General features: G+C 53.3%; 18 protein-coding genes. 7 read left to right on the top strand and 11 right to left on the bottom strand.

Translation table 11 applies throughout. From position 1 onward, the window contains the following. Window positions 1-58: 58 nt before the first annotated feature. From AX755_RS17980 to bioD, 3 genes are all read left to right on the top strand, one after another. Window positions 59-964, top strand: a complete 906-nt coding sequence (locus AX755_RS17980; protein ID WP_023620317.1) for a LysR family transcriptional regulator — start codon at window positions 59-61, stop codon at window positions 962-964. Between the two features lie 121 nt (window positions 965-1085). Further along, complete coding sequence (gene mlc / locus AX755_RS17975; protein WP_013096827.1) at window positions 1086-2306, top strand: sugar metabolism global transcriptional regulator Mlc; 1221 nt, start codon at window positions 1086-1088, stop codon at window positions 2304-2306. 130 nt (window positions 2307-2436) lie between these two features. Next, the gene (bioD, locus tag AX755_RS17970; protein ID WP_062857195.1) at window positions 2437-3132 is read left to right on the top strand and encodes a dethiobiotin synthase; all 696 of its coding nucleotides are present in this window, start codon (window positions 2437-2439) and stop codon (window positions 3130-3132) included. On the opposite strand, the gene clcB is transcribed toward bioD, so the two are convergent. From clcB to AX755_RS17925, 9 genes are all read right to left on the bottom strand, one after another. Continuing rightward, window positions 3067-4377 carry a voltage-gated ClC-type chloride channel ClcB gene (clcB, locus tag AX755_RS17965; RefSeq protein WP_062857194.1) on the bottom strand — a complete coding sequence of 437 codons (1311 nt, stop codon included), beginning with the start codon at window positions 4375-4377 and terminating at the stop codon, window positions 3067-3069. The genes bioD and clcB overlap by 66 nt on opposite strands. 103 nt (window positions 4378-4480) lie before the next feature. Continuing rightward, window positions 4481-5629: an osmoprotectant ABC transporter ATP-binding protein OsmV gene (gene osmV, locus AX755_RS17960; RefSeq protein ID WP_029882806.1), complete on the bottom strand. Its 1149-nt coding sequence runs from the start codon at window positions 5627-5629 to the stop codon at window positions 4481-4483. Then, on the bottom strand, window positions 5629-6276 hold the full coding sequence (gene osmW, locus AX755_RS17955) for an osmoprotectant ABC transporter permease OsmW (protein WP_006808875.1): 648 nt from the start codon (window positions 6274-6276) through the stop codon (window positions 5629-5631). Before osmW ends, osmV begins: the two co-directional genes overlap by 1 nt. A gap of 8 nt (window positions 6277-6284) precedes the next feature. Beyond that, entirely contained in the window at window positions 6285-7184 is a 900-nt protein-coding gene (osmX, locus tag AX755_RS17950; RefSeq protein WP_013096822.1) for an osmoprotectant ABC transporter substrate-binding protein OsmX, read from the bottom strand. Window positions 7185-7202: 18 nt separating this feature from the next. Then, window positions 7203-7913, bottom strand: coding sequence for an osmoprotectant ABC transporter permease OsmY (gene osmY / locus AX755_RS17945; RefSeq protein ID WP_062857193.1), 711 nt, complete (start codon window positions 7911-7913; stop codon window positions 7203-7205). A gap of 269 nt (window positions 7914-8182) precedes the next feature. Then, window positions 8183-8926, bottom strand: a complete 744-nt coding sequence (locus tag AX755_RS17940) for a YoaK family protein (protein ID WP_014831711.1) — start codon at window positions 8924-8926, stop codon at window positions 8183-8185. 155 nt (window positions 8927-9081) lie between these two features. After that, the gene (locus AX755_RS17935; RefSeq protein WP_062857192.1) at window positions 9082-9705 is read right to left on the bottom strand and encodes a glutathione S-transferase family protein; all 624 of its coding nucleotides are present in this window, start codon (window positions 9703-9705) and stop codon (window positions 9082-9084) included. A gap of 84 nt (window positions 9706-9789) precedes the next feature. After that, window positions 9790-10974: an MFS transporter gene (locus AX755_RS17930; RefSeq protein WP_062857191.1), complete on the bottom strand. Its 1185-nt coding sequence runs from the start codon at window positions 10972-10974 to the stop codon at window positions 9790-9792. Between the two features lie 112 nt (window positions 10975-11086). Beyond that, window positions 11087-12214, bottom strand: a complete 1128-nt coding sequence (locus tag AX755_RS17925) for an alpha/beta hydrolase (protein ID WP_073971478.1) — start codon at window positions 12212-12214, stop codon at window positions 11087-11089. Between the two features lie 117 nt (window positions 12215-12331). On the opposite strand from AX755_RS17925, the gene AX755_RS17920 reads away from it, so the two are divergent. The 4 genes from AX755_RS17920 to AX755_RS17905 all read left to right on the top strand — a co-directional run bounded on the left by AX755_RS17920 (window position 12332) and on the right by AX755_RS17905 (window position 16143). Next, entirely contained in the window at window positions 12332-13216 is an 885-nt protein-coding gene (locus AX755_RS17920; RefSeq protein ID WP_062857189.1) for a LysR family transcriptional regulator, read from the top strand. Between the two features lie 330 nt (window positions 13217-13546). Further along, entirely contained in the window at window positions 13547-14002 is a 456-nt protein-coding gene (locus AX755_RS17915) for a hypothetical protein (protein WP_062857188.1), read from the top strand. 271 nt (window positions 14003-14273) lie between these two features. After that, the gene (locus AX755_RS17910) at window positions 14274-15056 is read left to right on the top strand and encodes a DUF2971 domain-containing protein (protein ID WP_062857187.1); all 783 of its coding nucleotides are present in this window, start codon (window positions 14274-14276) and stop codon (window positions 15054-15056) included. Window positions 15057-15312: 256 nt separating this feature from the next. Then, window positions 15313-16143 carry a hypothetical protein gene (locus AX755_RS17905; protein ID WP_062857186.1) on the top strand — a complete coding sequence of 277 codons (831 nt, stop codon included), beginning with the start codon at window positions 15313-15315 and terminating at the stop codon, window positions 16141-16143. A gap of 141 nt (window positions 16144-16284) precedes the next feature. Here AX755_RS17905 and AX755_RS17900 read toward each other — a convergent pair whose 3' ends face one another. Further along, window positions 16285-16599 carry a hypothetical protein gene (locus AX755_RS17900; RefSeq protein WP_062857185.1) on the bottom strand — a complete coding sequence of 105 codons (315 nt, stop codon included), beginning with the start codon at window positions 16597-16599 and terminating at the stop codon, window positions 16285-16287. A gap of 582 nt (window positions 16600-17181) precedes the next feature. Beyond that, window positions 17182-17807: hypothetical protein (locus AX755_RS17895; protein ID WP_231883368.1), on the bottom strand; the 626-nt coding region annotated here is incomplete at its 5' end.

Here is a 17807-nt window from a genome sequence, read left to right as displayed (position 1 = left end):
AGGAAAATGTAAATATTCTGTCTAATATATTAATAATCTCAAATGATACATATAAAATATGAATATCGAACTACGTCATTTACGCTACTTTGTCGCGGTGGCAGAAGAACTCCATTTTGGCCGCGCCGCCGCGCGCCTGAACATTTCGCAGCCGCCGCTCAGCCAGCAAATTCAGATCCTGGAGCAGCAGATTGGCGCCCGTCTTCTCGCCCGCACCAACCGTAGCGTGAGCCTGACGGCGGCAGGCAGGCAATTTCTGGCCGACAGCCGACAAATTCTGAGCATGGTTGACGACGCCGCCGCCCGCGCAGAGCGGCTCTACCTGGGGGAAGCCGGTGAATTGCGCATCGGGTTTACCTCGTCTGCCCCGTTTATCAGCGCCGTCTCGCAAACCCTGTCGTCGTTTCGCCGTGACTTCCCGGACGTGCATATTCAGACGCGCGAAATTAATACCCGGGAACAAATTGCTCCGCTGAATGAAGGGGCGCTGGATTTAGGGCTGATGCGCAACACTCAACTGCCGGACTCGCTGGCGTGGCAGGTGATCCTGCGCGAGCCGCTGATGGCGATGATCCCGCGCGATCACCCCCTGGCGTCGAAACCTGCCGTCACGCTGGCGGAGCTGGCGAAAGAGCCGTTTGTCTTTTTCGACCCGCAGGTGGGAACCGGTCTGTATGACGATATTCTGGGCCTGATGCGCCGCTACGATCTCGCCCCGGTCATTACCCAGGAGGTAGGAGAGGCGATGACAATAATAGGCCTGGTCGCCGCCGGGCTGGGGGTTTCTATTCTCCCGGCCTCCTTTAAACGGGTACAATTGCGTGAAATGTGCTGGGTTCCGCTTGCCGAAGACGATGCGGTATCGGAGATGTGGCTGGTGTGGTCCAGACATCATGAACAGAGCAATGCGGCACAGCGTTTTAAAAAGCAGCTTATCACCGCCTCTGCCGGGCGATATTTATAGGGAAAAATGGGCAAAAATGTGCAGTAAATCACATGGCTAAGTAAATATTTGACGACGGCCATGCAAGTGCTTCACCATAGCCCAAAGTTTATTTCGAAGCTCGAAAATAAGGGAGTACGAGGTGGTTGCTGATAGTCAGCCAGGGCATATTGATCAGATTAAGCAGACCAACGCTGGCGCGGTATATCGCCTGATTGATCAGCTTGGTCCGGTTTCGCGTATCGATTTGTCGCGCCTGGCCCAACTGGCTCCCGCCAGTATTACCAAGATTGTTCGCGAAATGCTGGAAGCCCATCTGGTTCAGGAGACGGAGATTCAGGAGCCGGGGAGCCGGGGCCGTCCGGCGGTCGGGCTGGTGGTGGAGACGGAAGCGTGGCATTACCTGTCGCTGCGCATCAGCCGGGGCGAGATCTTTCTTGCGCTGCGCGATCTCAGCAGCAAGCTGGTGGTGGAAGACCGGCTGGAGCTGCCGCTTAACGCTGATCAACCGCTTCTTGAGGCGATTGTCACGCATATCGATCATTTCTTTATTCGTCACCAGCAGAAGCTTGAACGCTTAACGGCGATTGCCATCACCATGCCGGGCATTATTGATACCGAGAACGGCATTGTGCACCGCATGCCGTTTTATGAAGACGTTAAAGAGATGCCGCTGGGTGAGGTCCTGAAAAACCATACCGGCGTACCGGTCTACATTCAGCATGACATCAGCGCCTGGACTATGGCGGAGGCGCTGTTTGGCGCGTCACGCGGGGCGCGGGATGTCATTCAGGTGGTGATCGACCATAACGTCGGGGCGGGCGTCATCACCGACGGACGCCTGTTGCATGCGGGCAGCAGTAGCCTGGTGGAGATCGGCCACACGCAGGTCGATCCCTACGGGAAACGCTGCTACTGCGGCAACCACGGCTGCCTGGAGACCATTGCCAGCGTGGAAAGCGTGCTTGAGCTGGCGCAGGTGAGGCTCAGCCAGTCCATGAGCTCCTCGTTGCACGGGCAACCCCTGACGGTAGATTCCTTGTGCACAGCGGCGCGGCAGGGCGATCTGCTGGCTAAGGACATCATTACTGGCGTAGGGAATAACGTCGGGCGCATTCTCGCCATTATGGTGAATCTGTTTAACCCGCAAAAAATCCTGATCGGCTCCCCGCTCAGCCAGGCGGCGGATATCCTCTTCCCGGCGATCTCGGCCTGCATTAATCAGCAGGCGCTGCCCGCCTACAGCAAAAACATAGTGGTCGAAAGCACGCAGTTTTCGAACCAGGGCACCATGGCCGGCGCCGCGCTGGTAAAAGATGCAATGTATAACGGCTCCTTACTGATCCGCCTGCTGCAGGGCTAACTCTTTTCCACAGATTTACTAAAAATTGCGCTATCTCAAGCCGGATAGCGCACGCTTCCCGTAGACTTCCCCCACTGAATTATTTACCTGGTTTATATTTTCGAAGCATACCCAAGAGGTGGAATGAGTCATGCTTAAGCGTTTGTTTGTTACTGGTACAGATACCTCTGTCGGCAAGACTGTTGTATCGCGCGCGTTGCTACAGGCGCTGGCAGCAAGCGGTAAACGTGTTGCAGGGTACAAACCGGTCGCAAAAGGCAGTAAAGAGACGCCAGAGGGGCTGCGCAATAAAGATGCCCTGGTTTTGCAAAGCGTCTCATCCCTGGAGCTGCCTTATGACGCGGTCAATCCTATTGCCCTGAGCGAAGAGGAGAGCAGCGTGGCGCACAGCGGGCTGATCAATTACACCCTGCTGTCGGATGGGCTGGCGAACCTGAGCGAGAAGGTTGATCACGTTGTGGTTGAAGGCACGGGCGGCTGGCGCAGCCTGATGAACGATTTGCGTCCACTTTCCGAGTGGGTGGTGCAGGAACAACTGCCGGTGGTGATGGTGGTGGGCATCCAGGAAGGGTGTATCAACCATGCGCTGCTCACGGCGCAGGCGATCGCCAATGACGGCCTGCCGTTAGTGGGCTGGGTGGCAAACCGCATCAACCCAGGCCTTGCGCACTATGCAGAAATCATCGACGTGCTGAGCAAAAAACTGCCCGGCCCTCTGGTGGGCGAACTGCCTTATTTGCCGCGCGCCGAGCAGCGCGAACTAGCGCAGTACATCGATCTCTCTGCTCTCGGCAGTGTGCTGGCCGTAGATCGAGTCGTGGCGTAACGTTCGCGAGAGTACGGACGCAACAACGCAGGCAATCAGCAGGCCGGGTAGCAGAAAATACTGCCCGGTCATTTCACACACCATCAGCGCCGACATAATAGGCGCATGCGTCGTGGCAGCGAGCAACGTCGCCATCCCCGCCAGTCCCAGCAAAATCGCCGTTTCAGAACCCGGCAGCCACAGCGCAAAAAGCTGCGCAAAGAGCATTCCTGTCGCCAGCCCGACAAACAGCGTCGGCGTGAAGACCCCGCCCGGTGCGCCCGAACCGCTGCTTGCCAGGACCGCCAGCAGCTTACAGATAAACACGCCCGCAATAACGGACAGCAGCGGCGGTGAGAGCAGAAAGGCCTGCACCACGCTATAGCCGTTGCCCCACACTTTGGGCGTGAGAAGCGACAACATCCCGACGATCAGCCCCCCGAGCGCCAGCTGCCAGGGCGGTGAGAGTTTGAGACGCAGAAACAGGGCGTGGCTAACCGTCATCAGCCACATCAGCAGCGGGCCGCAGACGCCCGCCAGCAGACCGATGATAACGATCAATCCGTAATCGCCTGCAGTGAGCGTTTCGCTGAGATGCACCTCATACAGCGTGGTAGCGCCAGGGCTTAACAGACGCGTCGTCAGCAGCGCGACGACGGCCGCAATGACTACCGGACCGAGCGAGGCCAGCATTAGCGTGCCGAACAGGATTTCCGCAATAAACAGGCTTCCGGCTAGCGGCGCGTGGTAGGCGCTGGCCATTCCCGCCGCCGCCCCGCAGGCTATCCATAATTTCCATTCGGACTTCGGCGTAAAGCGCTGCGCAAACAAGGAGGCGGCGAGGGCAGCGAGCAGGATCATCGCCCCTTCACGCCCGATGGCGCTTCCGCTGGAAACCACCAGCAGTGATGCCAGGGATTTAATCAGGCTGGCACCGTAATCGAACTGCCCATCACCCGTTTCCAGCGCTTCCATATAATCCGTTGGCGCATGCGGGCGTTGCGCTGTCAGCCGCTGCCATCCCCACAGCAACAATCCGGCTGCCAGGCCGCCAAGAGCAGGCGTGAGCATGCGACGCCAGGGGGACAACGCCGCCGCGGCATTCACCAGGCTGCCGCTGTCGTTACTGAGAAACAGCCACTCCAGCAGATACATGCTGTGGCGAAACACGGCAACGGCCAGCGCGGCCAGTACGCCCGTGACGGTGGCAATCAGAAGCCGGCGAAACATCGCGCGGATATCGGGGTAAGTATGAAGACGTTGCATGGGTCGCGAGTAAACGGGGTCGATGCAATATTGTGGCGGGAAATGACGGGGTTAGCAAAAGGTCTGCGTGCGAAAAAAAGCCGGGCAAGCCCGGCCGGAAGAATTAACTTTCACTGTGGATATTCAGCGCCCGGCGCGTACGCCCTGAGCTGAGGTACTCCGCGATATAGTCCTGCGAAATCTCGCCGTTATAGCGACCCTCTTCATCCACAATCGGCATCCAGCTGGTGTTGCTTTCATACAGGCGAGAGAGCACCACGCGCAGGTTATCTTCCGCTTTGCCGGTCATGCGGAACGGATGCAGGATATCGGCACAGGTGCCGCTGGCGTTGCGCGCTTCCCGGCGTTTCACAAATCCCAGCGGTTTACCGTGTTCGTCCACCACGGTGATGGCGCGGATATCGTTATCATCCATGGTGGCAAAGGCCTCTGGAAGCGGGGTAGAGCCGCGTACCGTGATAGTGGGCTGCTGGTCGGTGACGTCGCCTGCCGACACCAGCAGCAGGCGCTTCAGGGTGCGGTCCTGACCCACAAACGAGCCGACAAACTCGTTCGCCGGCTTCGCCAGCAGCTCGTCCGGGCTGGCGCACTGAACAATCTTCCCCTGACGGAAAACGGCGATACGATCGCCCAGCTTCAGGGCTTCATCGATATCGTGGCTGACCAGCATCACCGTTTTCTTCAGCTTGCGCTGCATCTCCAGAAACTGGTTCTGGATCACTTCACGGTTGATGGGGTCCACCGCGCCGAAGGGCTCATCCATCAGCAGTACCGGCGGATCGGCCGCCAGCGCGCGGATCACGCCGATACGTTGCTGCTGGCCGCCGGACATCTCGCGCGGATAGCGGTGAAGAAACTTACGTGGATCCAGCGCCACCATATCCATCAGCTCTTCGGCACGGGTTTTACACCGGGCTTTATCCCAGCCCAGCATGCGCGGCACCACGGTAATGTTCTCTTCGATGGTCATGTTCGGGAACAGGCCAATTTGCTGAATCACGTAGCCAATGTTGCGGCGCAGCGTCACCGTATCCATCCCGCTGGTGTCTTCACCGTTAATCAGGATCGTGCCGCTGCTTGGCGTAATCAGGCGGTTGATCATCTTAAGGGTGGTGGTTTTCCCGCAGCCGGACGGGCCGAGCAGGACGCACATTTCCCCTTCGGGCACGTTCAGGTTGACGTTGTCCACGGCCTTAAAGGTCTGGCCATGCTTCTGTGAAAAATGTTTGGTGAGGTTTTCCAGTTTTATCATTATCGAATCCCCTTCGGAGTCAGTACCACCTGCAGACGGTGCAGCAGCCAGTCGAGCACAATCGCTAAAAGACAAATCATCAGCGCCCCCGCAATCAACATGCGGATATCGCTCCCGCCGATGCCGTTAAGCAGCAGCAGGCCCAGGCCGCCCGCGCCAATCACGGCGGCAATTGCCATTACGCCGATGTTCATCACCACGGCGGTGCGGATGCCGCCGAAAATCACCGGTAGCGCCATGGGAATTTCAACCCAGCGCAGCCGCTGCCAGAAGGTCATGCCGATGCCGCGTCCGGCCTCACGCAGACCCGGTGGCAGGCTGTCCAGCGCGGTATGGGTGTTGCGTACAATCGGCAGCAGCGAGTAGAGAAACACCGCGGTAATGGCGGGCAGGGCGCCAATGCCCTGACCGATCAGCGAAAACAGCGGGATCATCAGGCCAAACAGGGCGATGGACGGAATGGTCAGCACGATGGTCGCGATGCCCAGCACCGGTGTCGCCAGCCATTTGTGACGGACAATTAGAATGCCGAGCGGAACGCCGATAATAATGGCCAGGCCAACCGCCAGCGCCACCAGCCACAGATGCTGCAGCGTCAGGGTTAACAGGTAATCCCAGTTATCCAGAATGTAGTGAATCGTCTCCATAGCGCCTCCTACAACAGCTTTTTGCTACGCAGGAAATCACGGGCGACCTGCTGCGGTGACTGATGATCGATATCCACCTTCTTGTTCAGCTCGGTGATAACGTCGTTGTTGAGCTGGGCGGAGAGGGTGTTTAGCGCCTCTTCCAGCCCCGGGTTTGCCTCCAGCGTGTCTTTACGCACCACCGGGGTGACGGCATAGCTCGGGAAGAAGCCTTTATCATCTTCCAGTACTTTGAGGTCGAAACCTTTCACGCGGCCGTCGGTGGTGTAGATCAGCCCGGCATCAACAAAACCGTCGCGCACCGCGTTATACACCAGGCCGGGATCCATCTGGCGGATCTGCGGACGGTCCAGCGCCATGTTGTAGGCTTTCTGCAGCGGCTTCATCCCATCGCTGCGCCCGGCAAACTCAAGATCCAGTCCCAGCAGCCAGTTTTTATCCGGGTTGGTTTTACGGACCTGCTCAATCTTCGCCACCATCTCAGACATGGTGTTGATATGTTCCGCTTCGGCGCGTTTACGCTGCATGGCGAAGGCATAGGTGTTGTTCATATCGGCGGGTTTGAGCCAGACCAGACCGTGTTTCGCGTCCAGACGCTTAACCGTCTCGTAAGACTCCTGCGGCGACATGCGCTTGTTGATGTGGTTAAAGATGATCAACGACGTACCGGTGTACTCCCAGGTCATATCAATTTGTTTGTTGATCATCGCGTTACGGGAGATAACGGTCGCAATATTGGTTTGCGGCTGCACCTGGAACCCTTTCTTTTGCAGATACTGCACGGTCATGGCCGAGAGAATATGCTGCTCGGTAAAGCTCTTGGTCGCCAGAATCAGCGGGGCGGCTATCGCCTGGCTGGTGAAGAGCGCCGCGGCACACAGCGCCGTCAGGCTGGATATCAGTCTCATGAAAGCTCCTTGTTATTGTTATCGAGCGAGATGGGGACTCATCGCGCGACCCAGCGCAGCCAGCAGGGTGTCGAGGATCAGGGCAAACAGCGCGGTGGCCGCCGCGCCCAGGATCAGCGTCGGGAAGTCGTTCAGGTAGATGCCGGGGAAAATCAGCTCGCCGTAACTGCTGGCGCCAATCAGGAAGGCCAGCGGAGCTGTACCCACATTAATGGCGGTGGCGATGCGGATGCCCGAGAGCATCACCGGCCAGGCGTTAGGTAACTCCACCTGGCGCAGACGCTGCCATTTGGTCATCCCAATCCCGTTTGCCGCTTCCAGTAATGACGACGGCACCGAGCACAGCCCGGCGTAGGTATTGCGCACAATCGGCAGCAGCGAGGCAAGAAACAGGGCGATGATGGCTGGCGTATCGCCAATGCTAATCACCACCATCGCCAGCGCCAGAACGGCCAGCGGCGGCAGGGTGTTGCCGATGTTGAAGATTTGCATCACGTATTCGGCTACCCCACGCGCCGCCGGGCGGCTGAGCAGGATACCCGCCGGAATGCCAACCAGCAGTGCGAAGAACATCGAGGAAAATACGAGGATTAAATGCTGTTGCCCGAGGTAGATCAGGTCAACCTGACGCGCCTTGATCGTCTCCAGCCCAATGCCCCAGGTGAGGAGGGCCAGAACCACGATAATGGCGCCGACAAACAGCAGCGAGCGTTTGAGTAATGGATGCATTGCGGTGTGTCTCCCTGTGCGCATGCGTTATCGCAACCAGCGGTTGCCTGTTTTTATGCCATGTTTCGGCAGGGGTAGTTGACCTATAGCAAGCGTTTGGGAAGGGTTCCAGCGAAGGGGGAAAATCAGTAACCCTATGAAACTAGGGACAACCTTGATTAAGCCTTATGAGGTAAGGGCTGGCTGTGAGAGGGCAGAATAGTCCTAAAGCGACTTCATGAAAGTGACGGTGTCACAACTGTCGCGATATTCTGCCCTCTGCGTTTTGACTATCGGCCGAGGGCTGCGCGAACTTTGCGCACGCGCACCGCGATGGTAATCATGGAACAAACGGATACCAGCGCCAGTATGACACCCAGCGCCAGCATCGCATTAAAGCCAATCCACCGGAACAGGAGTAACCCCGCGATACCGCCCGTAATAAACGAGAACAGGGTGGTTAAGTGGGTTTTAAGCTGGCTTTTCTGCGCCGCCGTGTCTTTGGAGTAGTCCCGGCGCAGCATCGCCACGACTACCGAGGCCAGCGATATTCCCGCGTCCGTCAGCGTGCCGGTGATGTGCGTCGATCTCACCCGGCCGCTGGAGAGCTGGGTGGAGGTGGAATTGTGGATCCCCATCAGACCACAGAGAAAGATAATAATTGTGCGGTTGCTGGTGAGGGCATGGAAATACATCTCGTAAACCGAAATACCGGTCAGTAATAACCCTTCGACAAACAGGATCTGGCAAAAAACCAGGCGGATATTATGGATAATGCCCCAGATAACAATAATGCGCGCAAGAATGGCACCCGTGACAAACGCCAGAATAATGGAGCCAAAGAAAATAATATCGTTCAGATCGGTGGAAGAGACTTCGCTGGATAATTGTGAGGTATTGCCGGTCATGTGAGAGGGGAAAAAGCCAAATGCCCCAAGGGCGATGGCGTTGAGCAAGCCGGCGGATGTCGCCAGCCAGAGGGCTAACCGGCGATCCTCCTGATGCGTTCGTTCTTTTTTGAGTTTAATCAGCAAGAATACCTCCGGGGTGAGCTTTGCCTGAAACGTCAGGCTAGCAAAGCGATACAACGGACAGTCCAGGATATGGCTTAATTATTATTCCCTCTGACGACATGCAGGGTTTTGTAATTAAATAAAATATCCTTGCTGAATATAGGGCCGTGGGGGATTCAGACCATGCCGTTATTTCCGTGTCGCAAAAATGCCGGGCGCTGATTAAGACGTTCAAACCAGGCATCAATGGCAGGCACCGCGGGTTTGTCAAAAGGCGTCATCTTCCAGCGGTTCACCGACAGCCCCAGCACCACATCTGCAAGCGTAAACGTTTCTCCCGCAGTAAAGGCGCCGGTGCGCTGCAACTGCTGCTCAAGAATGCCGATGCAGTGGTTCCACTCTTTTATCCCGGCGGCAATCCGCACGGGATCGTTATAGTCCGGGTTTTTGCGCCCCAGCGCCGGGAAGACATAGCGCCAGGCGTTGTTGAATTCGGTTGCCTGCCAGTCCATCCAGCGCTCGACGTTAGCGCAGGCCTGCGGGTGAGACGGCAGCAGGTCATTGCGATCGGCTTTGCGCACCAGGTAGCGGCAGATTGAATTCGATTCCCACAGCACAAAATCGCCGTCGATCAGCACCGGCACCATGGCGTTGGGGTTCAGGGCGCGGAAGGCGTCCGTTTCCGTCGAGGCAAATCCGCTGCCGTAATCTTCCTGCTGATATGCAATTCCGGCTTCTTCGCAGGTCCAGAGGACTTTACGCACGTTAATGGAGGTGGTTTTGCCAAGGATGGTGATCATGCTGTCGCGCCTCTTCACAGTGATTGTGGGTTCAAAAACAATACACCAGCGCCACAGAAAAGCGGCAATTAATCCTCTGCGGCGTTATCTGTTCAGACGTGCGAGTCGCCATGTCACTCCAGCCGCACTGAGAAGCAGCAGGCCGCTCATGAGAAAGGTGCTCTGCCAGCCCAAATAGTCAAACATCATGCCTCCGGTAGTTGATCCCAGCGCAATGGCAAGCTGGATCACCGCAACCATTAACCCACCGCCCGCCTCTGCATCTTCCGGAAGCGTACGGGCGATCCACGTCCACCACCCGGCAGGTGCCGCCGTCGCCAGCATTCCCCAGAGCCCTAACAGCGCGGCAACGGCCCATACGTTGTGCCCGGTCAGAATCAACCCGCCCGCAATGGTGGCCATCAGCAGGGGAATGGCCATTAACGTCAGGTAAAATGACGCGTTGAGCGCCATGGCAATCACGAGCGTACCTACAAAACCTGAAACGCCGATGGTTAACAATATCAACGACAACCCGGAGTCGCTAACGTGGGTAACGGTTTCAAGGAACGGACGCACATAGGTAAATAACGCAAACTGACCCATAAAGAACAGGCCGCAGGCAAGCATGCCTGCAATAACGGCCGTCTGACGAAACAACCGAAAGACCGTCCCACGCGACGTTGCCCGGTCATTCCCCTTCATATCAGGCAGGCTATAGCATTGCCAAATGAACGCGACTATTGCCACGGGCACCAGACACAGGAAGGCGCCACGCCAGCCAATAGTCGCGCCGAGATAACTGCCAAGTGGAGCGGCAACCACCGTCGCCAGCGCGTTGCCCCCGTTGAAAATAGCCAGCGCGCGCGATACCTGATGTTGTGGCACCAGGCGAATAGCCGTTGCCGCAGACATGGACCAGAATCCGCCGATGGCAATACCGATCAGGGCGCGGCCGGTTATATAGACCGGATAGTTCGGTGCAAAGGCAATAATCGTTCCCGACAGGGCCATCAATAGCGTCATTCCCAGCAGGAGATATTTTCTGTTCATGATGCCAGCCAGTTGAGAAAGCGTCAGGCTGGTCAGGACGGCCAGTGCGCCGGAGACAGCAATCCCCTGGCCCGCCAGCCCCTCGGTGACACTTAAATCTCGGGCGAGCGGGGTAAGCAGGCTAACGGGCATAAATTCAGAGGCGATCAAAACAAATACGCACAGGGTCAGGGCAAAAATGCCGCCCCAGTACGTATGTTCACGGTTCGATTGCGTGGTTTGGCTTAGTGCGGACATAGTCAGATTTCATCAAGGCGTAGAGAGGGCCACCCGTTTGGCTCGGGTGGCGTATGCTCGTCATGCTTCAGGCCAAAGCGTATGCGGCCTGCAGGATCCCGGGCAGAACGGCTTATTTCAGGCTGGTTTTGAAGAATCGCTCAAACTGTGCAAACGGGATCTTTCCGGCGGCATTGTCGTAAAGATCGACATGGTTTGCGCCCGGGACAATGACCAGCTCTTTCTGTTTGCTGCCAACGGCTTTAAACGCGTCCTCGGCAAAATAGCGGGAGTGCGCTTTTTCACCCGTCACGATAAGCGTCGGGATGCTGATCTCCCCGGCGTAGCTTAACAGCGGCATGTTCATAAAAGACAACGGCATGGTTGCTGTCCATGCGCCGGTGGAGTTGACGGAGCGTGTATGGAATCCGCGCGGCATCCGGTAGTAGTCATAAAACTCCTTCAGAACCGGATTCGGGTTGGCGGGTAATGCTTCTGGCAGAATACGCTCAGCCGCCGTTACGTTGCCGTTTTCATCGACATAGATATCATGGCCGCCGTGCGCGAAGGTGCCGTTTTCGGCATCTTTCCAGCGCTGCTCGTTCAGATACTGCAGTACGGCCCGACGATCGGCCGTGGAATAGCGATCTTTTCCGTCGCCAACGCCGTGGCCCATGGCACGGCTCATGTCATACATCACGCTGGTGGCAACCGCTTTTACGCGGGTGTCCATTGCTGCCGCGTTCAGTGCCATGCCGCCCCAGCCACAAATACCCAGAATGCCGATACGGTTTCGATCAACCTCTTGTTGCAGGCCCAGGAAATCGACCGCGGCGCTGAAGTCTTCGGTGTTGATGTCCGGCGAGGCCACGTTGCGTGGCTGGCCGCCGCTTTCGCCAGTGTAAGACGGGTCGAACGCCAGCGTGACAAACCCTTGTTCGGCCATCGTCTGCGCATAGAGCCCGCTGGATTGCTCCTTGACCGCGCCAAACGGCCCGCTAACGGCAATCGCCGCCAGCTTGCGGTCCCCACGGTTTTTAGGCAGATAAAGATCTCCCACCAGGGTAATGCCGTATCGGTTCTGGAATGTCACCTTACGATGGTCAACCTTATCACTTTTGGCGAAGGTTTTATCCCAGGTGGTCACCATCGAAATGGGCGCGTTTGGGTTAGTCGTTTCTGCATAACTCATTGTTGTCACTCCACTTAAAGATGCACACAGCAGCATCGCCACTGACAGTTTTTGGGTGAATGTTTTCATTAGAGATCCCGTGCGTTGTTGTGATAAGGGGAGTATAGGGAGCAGAAATCGTGCTGATTAGAGGGTGAAAATTGCTAAGATTAATACCAATTTGTTATGAATCAGAGAGCAGGCGCGATGGCGAAACGGGAAAACTACAACGAGCTGTACTTGTTTATGCAGGTGGTACGCGAGGGAAGCTTCACGGCAGCCGCGCAGCGACTCGGGCTGGCACAATCCGGGATCAGCCGCTCGGTACGTGAGCTGGAGGCGCGGTTGGGCGTTCAGCTTCTGGTGCGTACCACACGAAAATTGTCACTTACCCACGCCGGGGAGCAGCTTTATCAAACCACGGAGTCAGCATTCGATACGCTTGATACCGGGCTGGCCACCCTGGCCCATTACCGCCAGACGCCGTCCGGTACGGTGCGCATCAATGCCAGCCAGCACGCTATCGATAAATGCCTGCTGCCAAAGCTCGCCATCTTCAAGCAGCGTTACCCGGATATCCGCCTTGAACTGATGAATGAAAGCCGCTTCGTTGACATCATTGCCGAGCGGTTTGATGCGGGCGTCAGGCTGGGGCCTGAGGTCGGGCAGGGGATGATTGCGGTACGCATCACGGCTGACATGGAAATGGGCGTGGTTGCGGCACCAGAGCACTTCCGCCGCTATGGTTTTCCGCAAACACCTGAGGATTTGGTGAGGCACCCCTGCATTGCGTATCAGTTTGCCGACGGTAATCTTTATCACTGGGAACTGGTTCAGGACGACAAGAAAATCTTTCACCGGCCAGAAGGACAATGGGCGCTGTCGGACAGTTACATGGAAGCGGAAGCTGCCCGGCTGGGCCTGGGGCTAGCCTATATTCCGGTGGAGCTCGTGGCGGACGATCTGGAACGCGGAACGCTTATCCGGGTCTTGCAACGCTACAGCCTGCGGATGGACGGGTTGTTTCTCTATTATCCGCATCGCAATGTGTCGCCAGCCCTGAGAGCAGTGATCGATACGCTGAAAATGTAGGCGGGAAGACTGGCTTTCTGGAAGGAGCCTCGCAAACCTAAAAGTAACCCGGTGAAAATGAGGGTTAATGCTTTTATTCCGGTTACCTGGGTCGTAAAGTGACGGCGTTGCGGCACATCCGCAATCGGGTGTAGGAACCCGTATTCCATATAGCGATATTTAGTATGTCGTGGCAGCGTTTATCCCGTTACAATCTCGGTGGCGCTGGCGGAGCAGCCGTAAGGCTGGCCGTTTTCTATGTGGGCGGTATTCCTACCTCCGTCAGTGCTACCCCCGAGCGTAGGAACTCACAAGGTAGTGAATAAAATTACATGTAGAGGATGCCCTAATATGGCGACTATCCAGACCCTGATTTTCCCGCAATCTGACGAAAACATTATTCAACAGCTTATTACGCGACCCCTTCCGGTTGACGCCGATCTCTTTGACGTGGCGGACAACTGCGCCGCGCTGGTGACCGTGCTGGTCGAAAGTGATGACCGCGTCATTTGCACTGCGCTCTGTGAGCGTCTGCTGCAAGCGCTTCATCGACTCCGCGAACTCTGCGATGCCGATCTCCCGCCGAACCTTATTGAACAGCTGATTGTGGGAGAGAAAATGACCTCCTGTGTGCCGGACTGCTGGCATGACACGGCTACCCAGATTGACTATGCGCTGGCACTTACCCAAGCCGTTAAAGGGGGGACATTGCCCGCGAACGTTGCAAAAGAGCTTACGGGGCTGCTGCACGATATGATCTGGCTACTGGCGGAGTTTGTGAAGGAGCCGCGAATTGTGGCGCACTGAGTGTGGGCAGGCTTGGTTAGCTCCTTAGAGGGTGGTGTGGGAAAGGGGCTGGGTGGGCCCCTTTGAGGTTTTTGAGGGGGGGTATTGCTTTCGAGATTGGGGCGGGTAAATGGCTGCTATGAGTGAACAGATGAAGTTAACTTCTGGGTAACCGAATCCGCATGCCAATGGATTGCTAAAAAGATAATGGGTCGTTTAAATGGAGGAGTTGCACCTACCTTGCCGAAAGGTTGTACACTGATCACCTTCTATAAATGATTCTGAGTATTTTATGATTTTGTACAAATACATAGACCACGCGTCATTAGATCACTTCTTTAAAGATCGCTACATTTCTATAAAATTCACTCCTCATAGCGAGTTTAACGATCCTTTCGAAAGTTATGGATATGCACTTGATGATGAATCAATTGAATCATTAACTATGAGGTATGAAATCAATCAAAGTCTTGCCTGCTTATGCCTTTCTAAAAATCCACTCAACGTGTTGATGTGGTCACATTATGGTGACAAGCATCAGGGTTTTGTTGTAGCAATCGACACTGAGAAAGCAGGATACGATGATGAAGCAAAATGCCTGATTACAGCTCCGAAAGGTGATATTGATTATTTAGAAAGCCGCATAAAAAGCAAACTTAAAATCAGCCCCAAAAACATCCATGATACTGATATGATTCGTAAATTATTACTATCCAAATCATTGCACTGGAAATATGAAGAAGAAGTTAGAATAATAAAAAAAACAGAATCATTACAAAGGCGTGGCACTCTTTTAATTGATGAAATAGTTGATTTAAAATCGGTGGTAGGTATTTACATCGGGATTAATAGCAAAGGGATTGATGAAATAATCAGAAATAACAATACATTAGAGGCATTGGTTATGGATAAGTCAGTGCAATTATATCAGTGTGAATTCAAGAAAAGTACATGGGATCTAGCAACAGAAGGTTATGAATATTCCAAATGCCAGCATGACATGCAAAGAATGGATATATTTGATTCTGCAGAGAAGATTTTAAGAGCGATGGAAAGAAATCTCATTGATGATTGAGGTTATTGTAACGATTATTATGTATGGAATGTCCGCTTCTGGCACGAAGCGGACTAGTTGACTGGTCTGAAGGTCTCGCTGTGAGCGAGATGCGGAATTTGGCGATTATTTTTACAGTGAATAAACATATTAATAAGATCATAGATGTATTGATCAACGGGGAGAAAGTCAGAGGTGAAGGACAGTAAAAATATGTAAAATCTTTATTTTTCTGAGTAGAAAAGTGAAATTATAGGGCCAAAATACGGAGAGATATATGAACGTATCAATGCCCTGGAGTTTAGTTGGACGTCTTTTTAAGTGGATATGGGACAAAATCACTCGATTATGGTTACTTAAAACTTATCAAAAATCCCACGACTATAAAGCGAGTCGCCTTCGGTTAGGAGCTCGTTGGGAACCACTTGGTGAGCACTTGGAGTACTCGTTGCGGCTTTCTAGTCCTGCCGACCATGAAACGGTAAAATCCCGTGTAGCTTTTCGGGCAAAAGAAAATTTGGTAGAGAAGGCCACACTTTATTTTGAAGCATCTGGACATGGTATCCGCTACCAGCAGAAAATTGAGTTGGTAAATCTGGACCAATCTGTCCTGATTGTTTACTTAGATCAAATTCCTCGACAGGAACTTTTGGAGGCTTCTGAGCGCGGTATATTCTTTTCGATTACCGAAACGCAGTTTATTCAATGTGTCATTACGTTACCCGGAGGCCAACAACAGCAACCCTTTGATTCCAGAAGGTCCCACCTAACATATAACTGGTTGCTTAATGACAAATGGGTGCGACGTTGGGGAGAGTTATGGAACTGTAATGCCATTGAGCATGCGAAAACTGAAATGAAGTTTTATTGGCGTTGGCGATTGGGCGAATTTAAACATTTTTCCCTTTACAGTGCTGGGCTCGGGTCTTACCCCTGGAAAGGAATATTACGTAAAAGCCTGTGCAAGTTTTTGATCAACCATCATATTATCACAGTGCAGTTCTGGCTAGCGGTACACTCTGGGCGGTATGTTCTTGGAGATGGAAAACTGAAGCTAAATAAGCGAAGAATTCGAAAAGTAAAATCCAGCAAAGCTTCTAACCTTTGAGATCAGTTGTATTGTTTATTCCGAATCCTGGGCGCAGGGAGTCTGATAAAGATATTATCGTGAATAAATGGCCTTCACTGCTGAAACTGACAGGCTCGGACTCAAGGCTAAATTATTTTTGACTTCCTTCCCACCAAACCATTAACCCGTGTATTTTCTCCAGAATCGCCAGGATTTGTAAGACAGGACTGGCGGCTGAGTAAAAACAACGATGATGATAGCGATGAGTATTGATATTCCACCACCCACAACGGTTTCTTTCGCAGCAAACAACACAAGAAGGATAAAAACCATCAGGCAAGATGATGTTATCCATAAAATAACCCGGAATCGATTATCCAGATCCTGAATTGCTTCCCCCAATGTTCCACCATAACTTTCAACATTGTTCTTTATCTTTTGCAAATCGGATTGCGTAAAGCCAGAACTCAACAAAGCTTCTTCAGTAACATCCATATTGTATTCTCCGTAAATCTTAACTGGCGATGCTGCCAGCAATCATACAAATGTACATTAACGCATTCCAGCCAAAACGGTTTCTGTGATACTGAAACGAACTACCGTTTTCGGCAAATCTTTATCTTCAAGCTCATGTAATCCATACTCCGCCATAATTGTCCTTTGTAATGAATGATAAGGATCTACGCTAGTGGAGCAAGCGGAACAGATCATCTTCAGCCTTCTTTACCGCACAAAAAATACTAACTCCAACCCTAACTTGCCCTCAATCTGACAACAACCTTTTTTAGCTGTTTATTTTTCGCCCCTTCAGGCTGTGGGGGATCTCTTTGAAATTGTGAGCAATTGCGCCACACAGGCACACATAAACAGGGGCAAGCTGTCCTAAAACATTGCAAAAGAGCTCACGGGCTTCTGCATGATATGGATCTGGCTGTTAGCTTAGTGTATGAGGGGGGCGCGGTTTGTTGAGCAGTTAGTGCTATTAAAAAAGTAAGAGCCTTTAGCTGGTAACGTTAATAGCGGGGCAGTTATCTGCCCCTTGTAGGTTTAAAAACAACGCACTGCTTCATTAGGAAATTAGAATGAAAGAGCAAGGTTTTCATTATTCACTATCATTTTTTTGTGATTTATAACTAGCAGAGAGGTGGTTCCTACCCCAATAAAAAGTGCATCACCCTTGAAGAATGTCTGTTTTGAATCTCCCGTTATGTTTCTGGCCATTTCCAAATCATTACCTTGCAGAAAAAATGTTACATCGTGTTTTCTTACACCAATGACACCCATCCCCGCATCGCTCAGAATTGATGGCATTCCTGATACGGCGAAAAACAAAAATAATGCAACAGCAGCTAGTGATGCTGAGTGTTTCTTTTTGTCCTCTTTTTTAATTCTTTTGTCAAAATAAACGTTTGGTATCAATGTAATAAAGGTTGCAGTTACAGCGATTGAAAGAAGTATCGATGTGATATCATTTCTCCCTGATTTTAATGCCAGATAAATTACAATTATTCCAATTATTGATGTTGTAATGTGTACTAAAATAGGTTCGTGAATTTTCATTCGCCTCGCCATTCTATAGGTTCCTTTGAAGGAATAGGGCGGGCGTTTACGTGTCATTCTGATGTAGCCCCCTGAAACACCAGACAGTAGCTGTATCTCCAGATAAGAGATAGGCTTGAATATATGTCTAACACTAACACCAA

It is taken from the genome of Enterobacter sp. SENG-6, from assembly GCF_001605945.1.
Lineage (GTDB): Bacteria > Pseudomonadota > Gammaproteobacteria > Enterobacterales > Enterobacteriaceae > Enterobacter > Enterobacter cloacae.
This window is presented reverse-complemented; position numbering and strand designations above follow the sequence as displayed.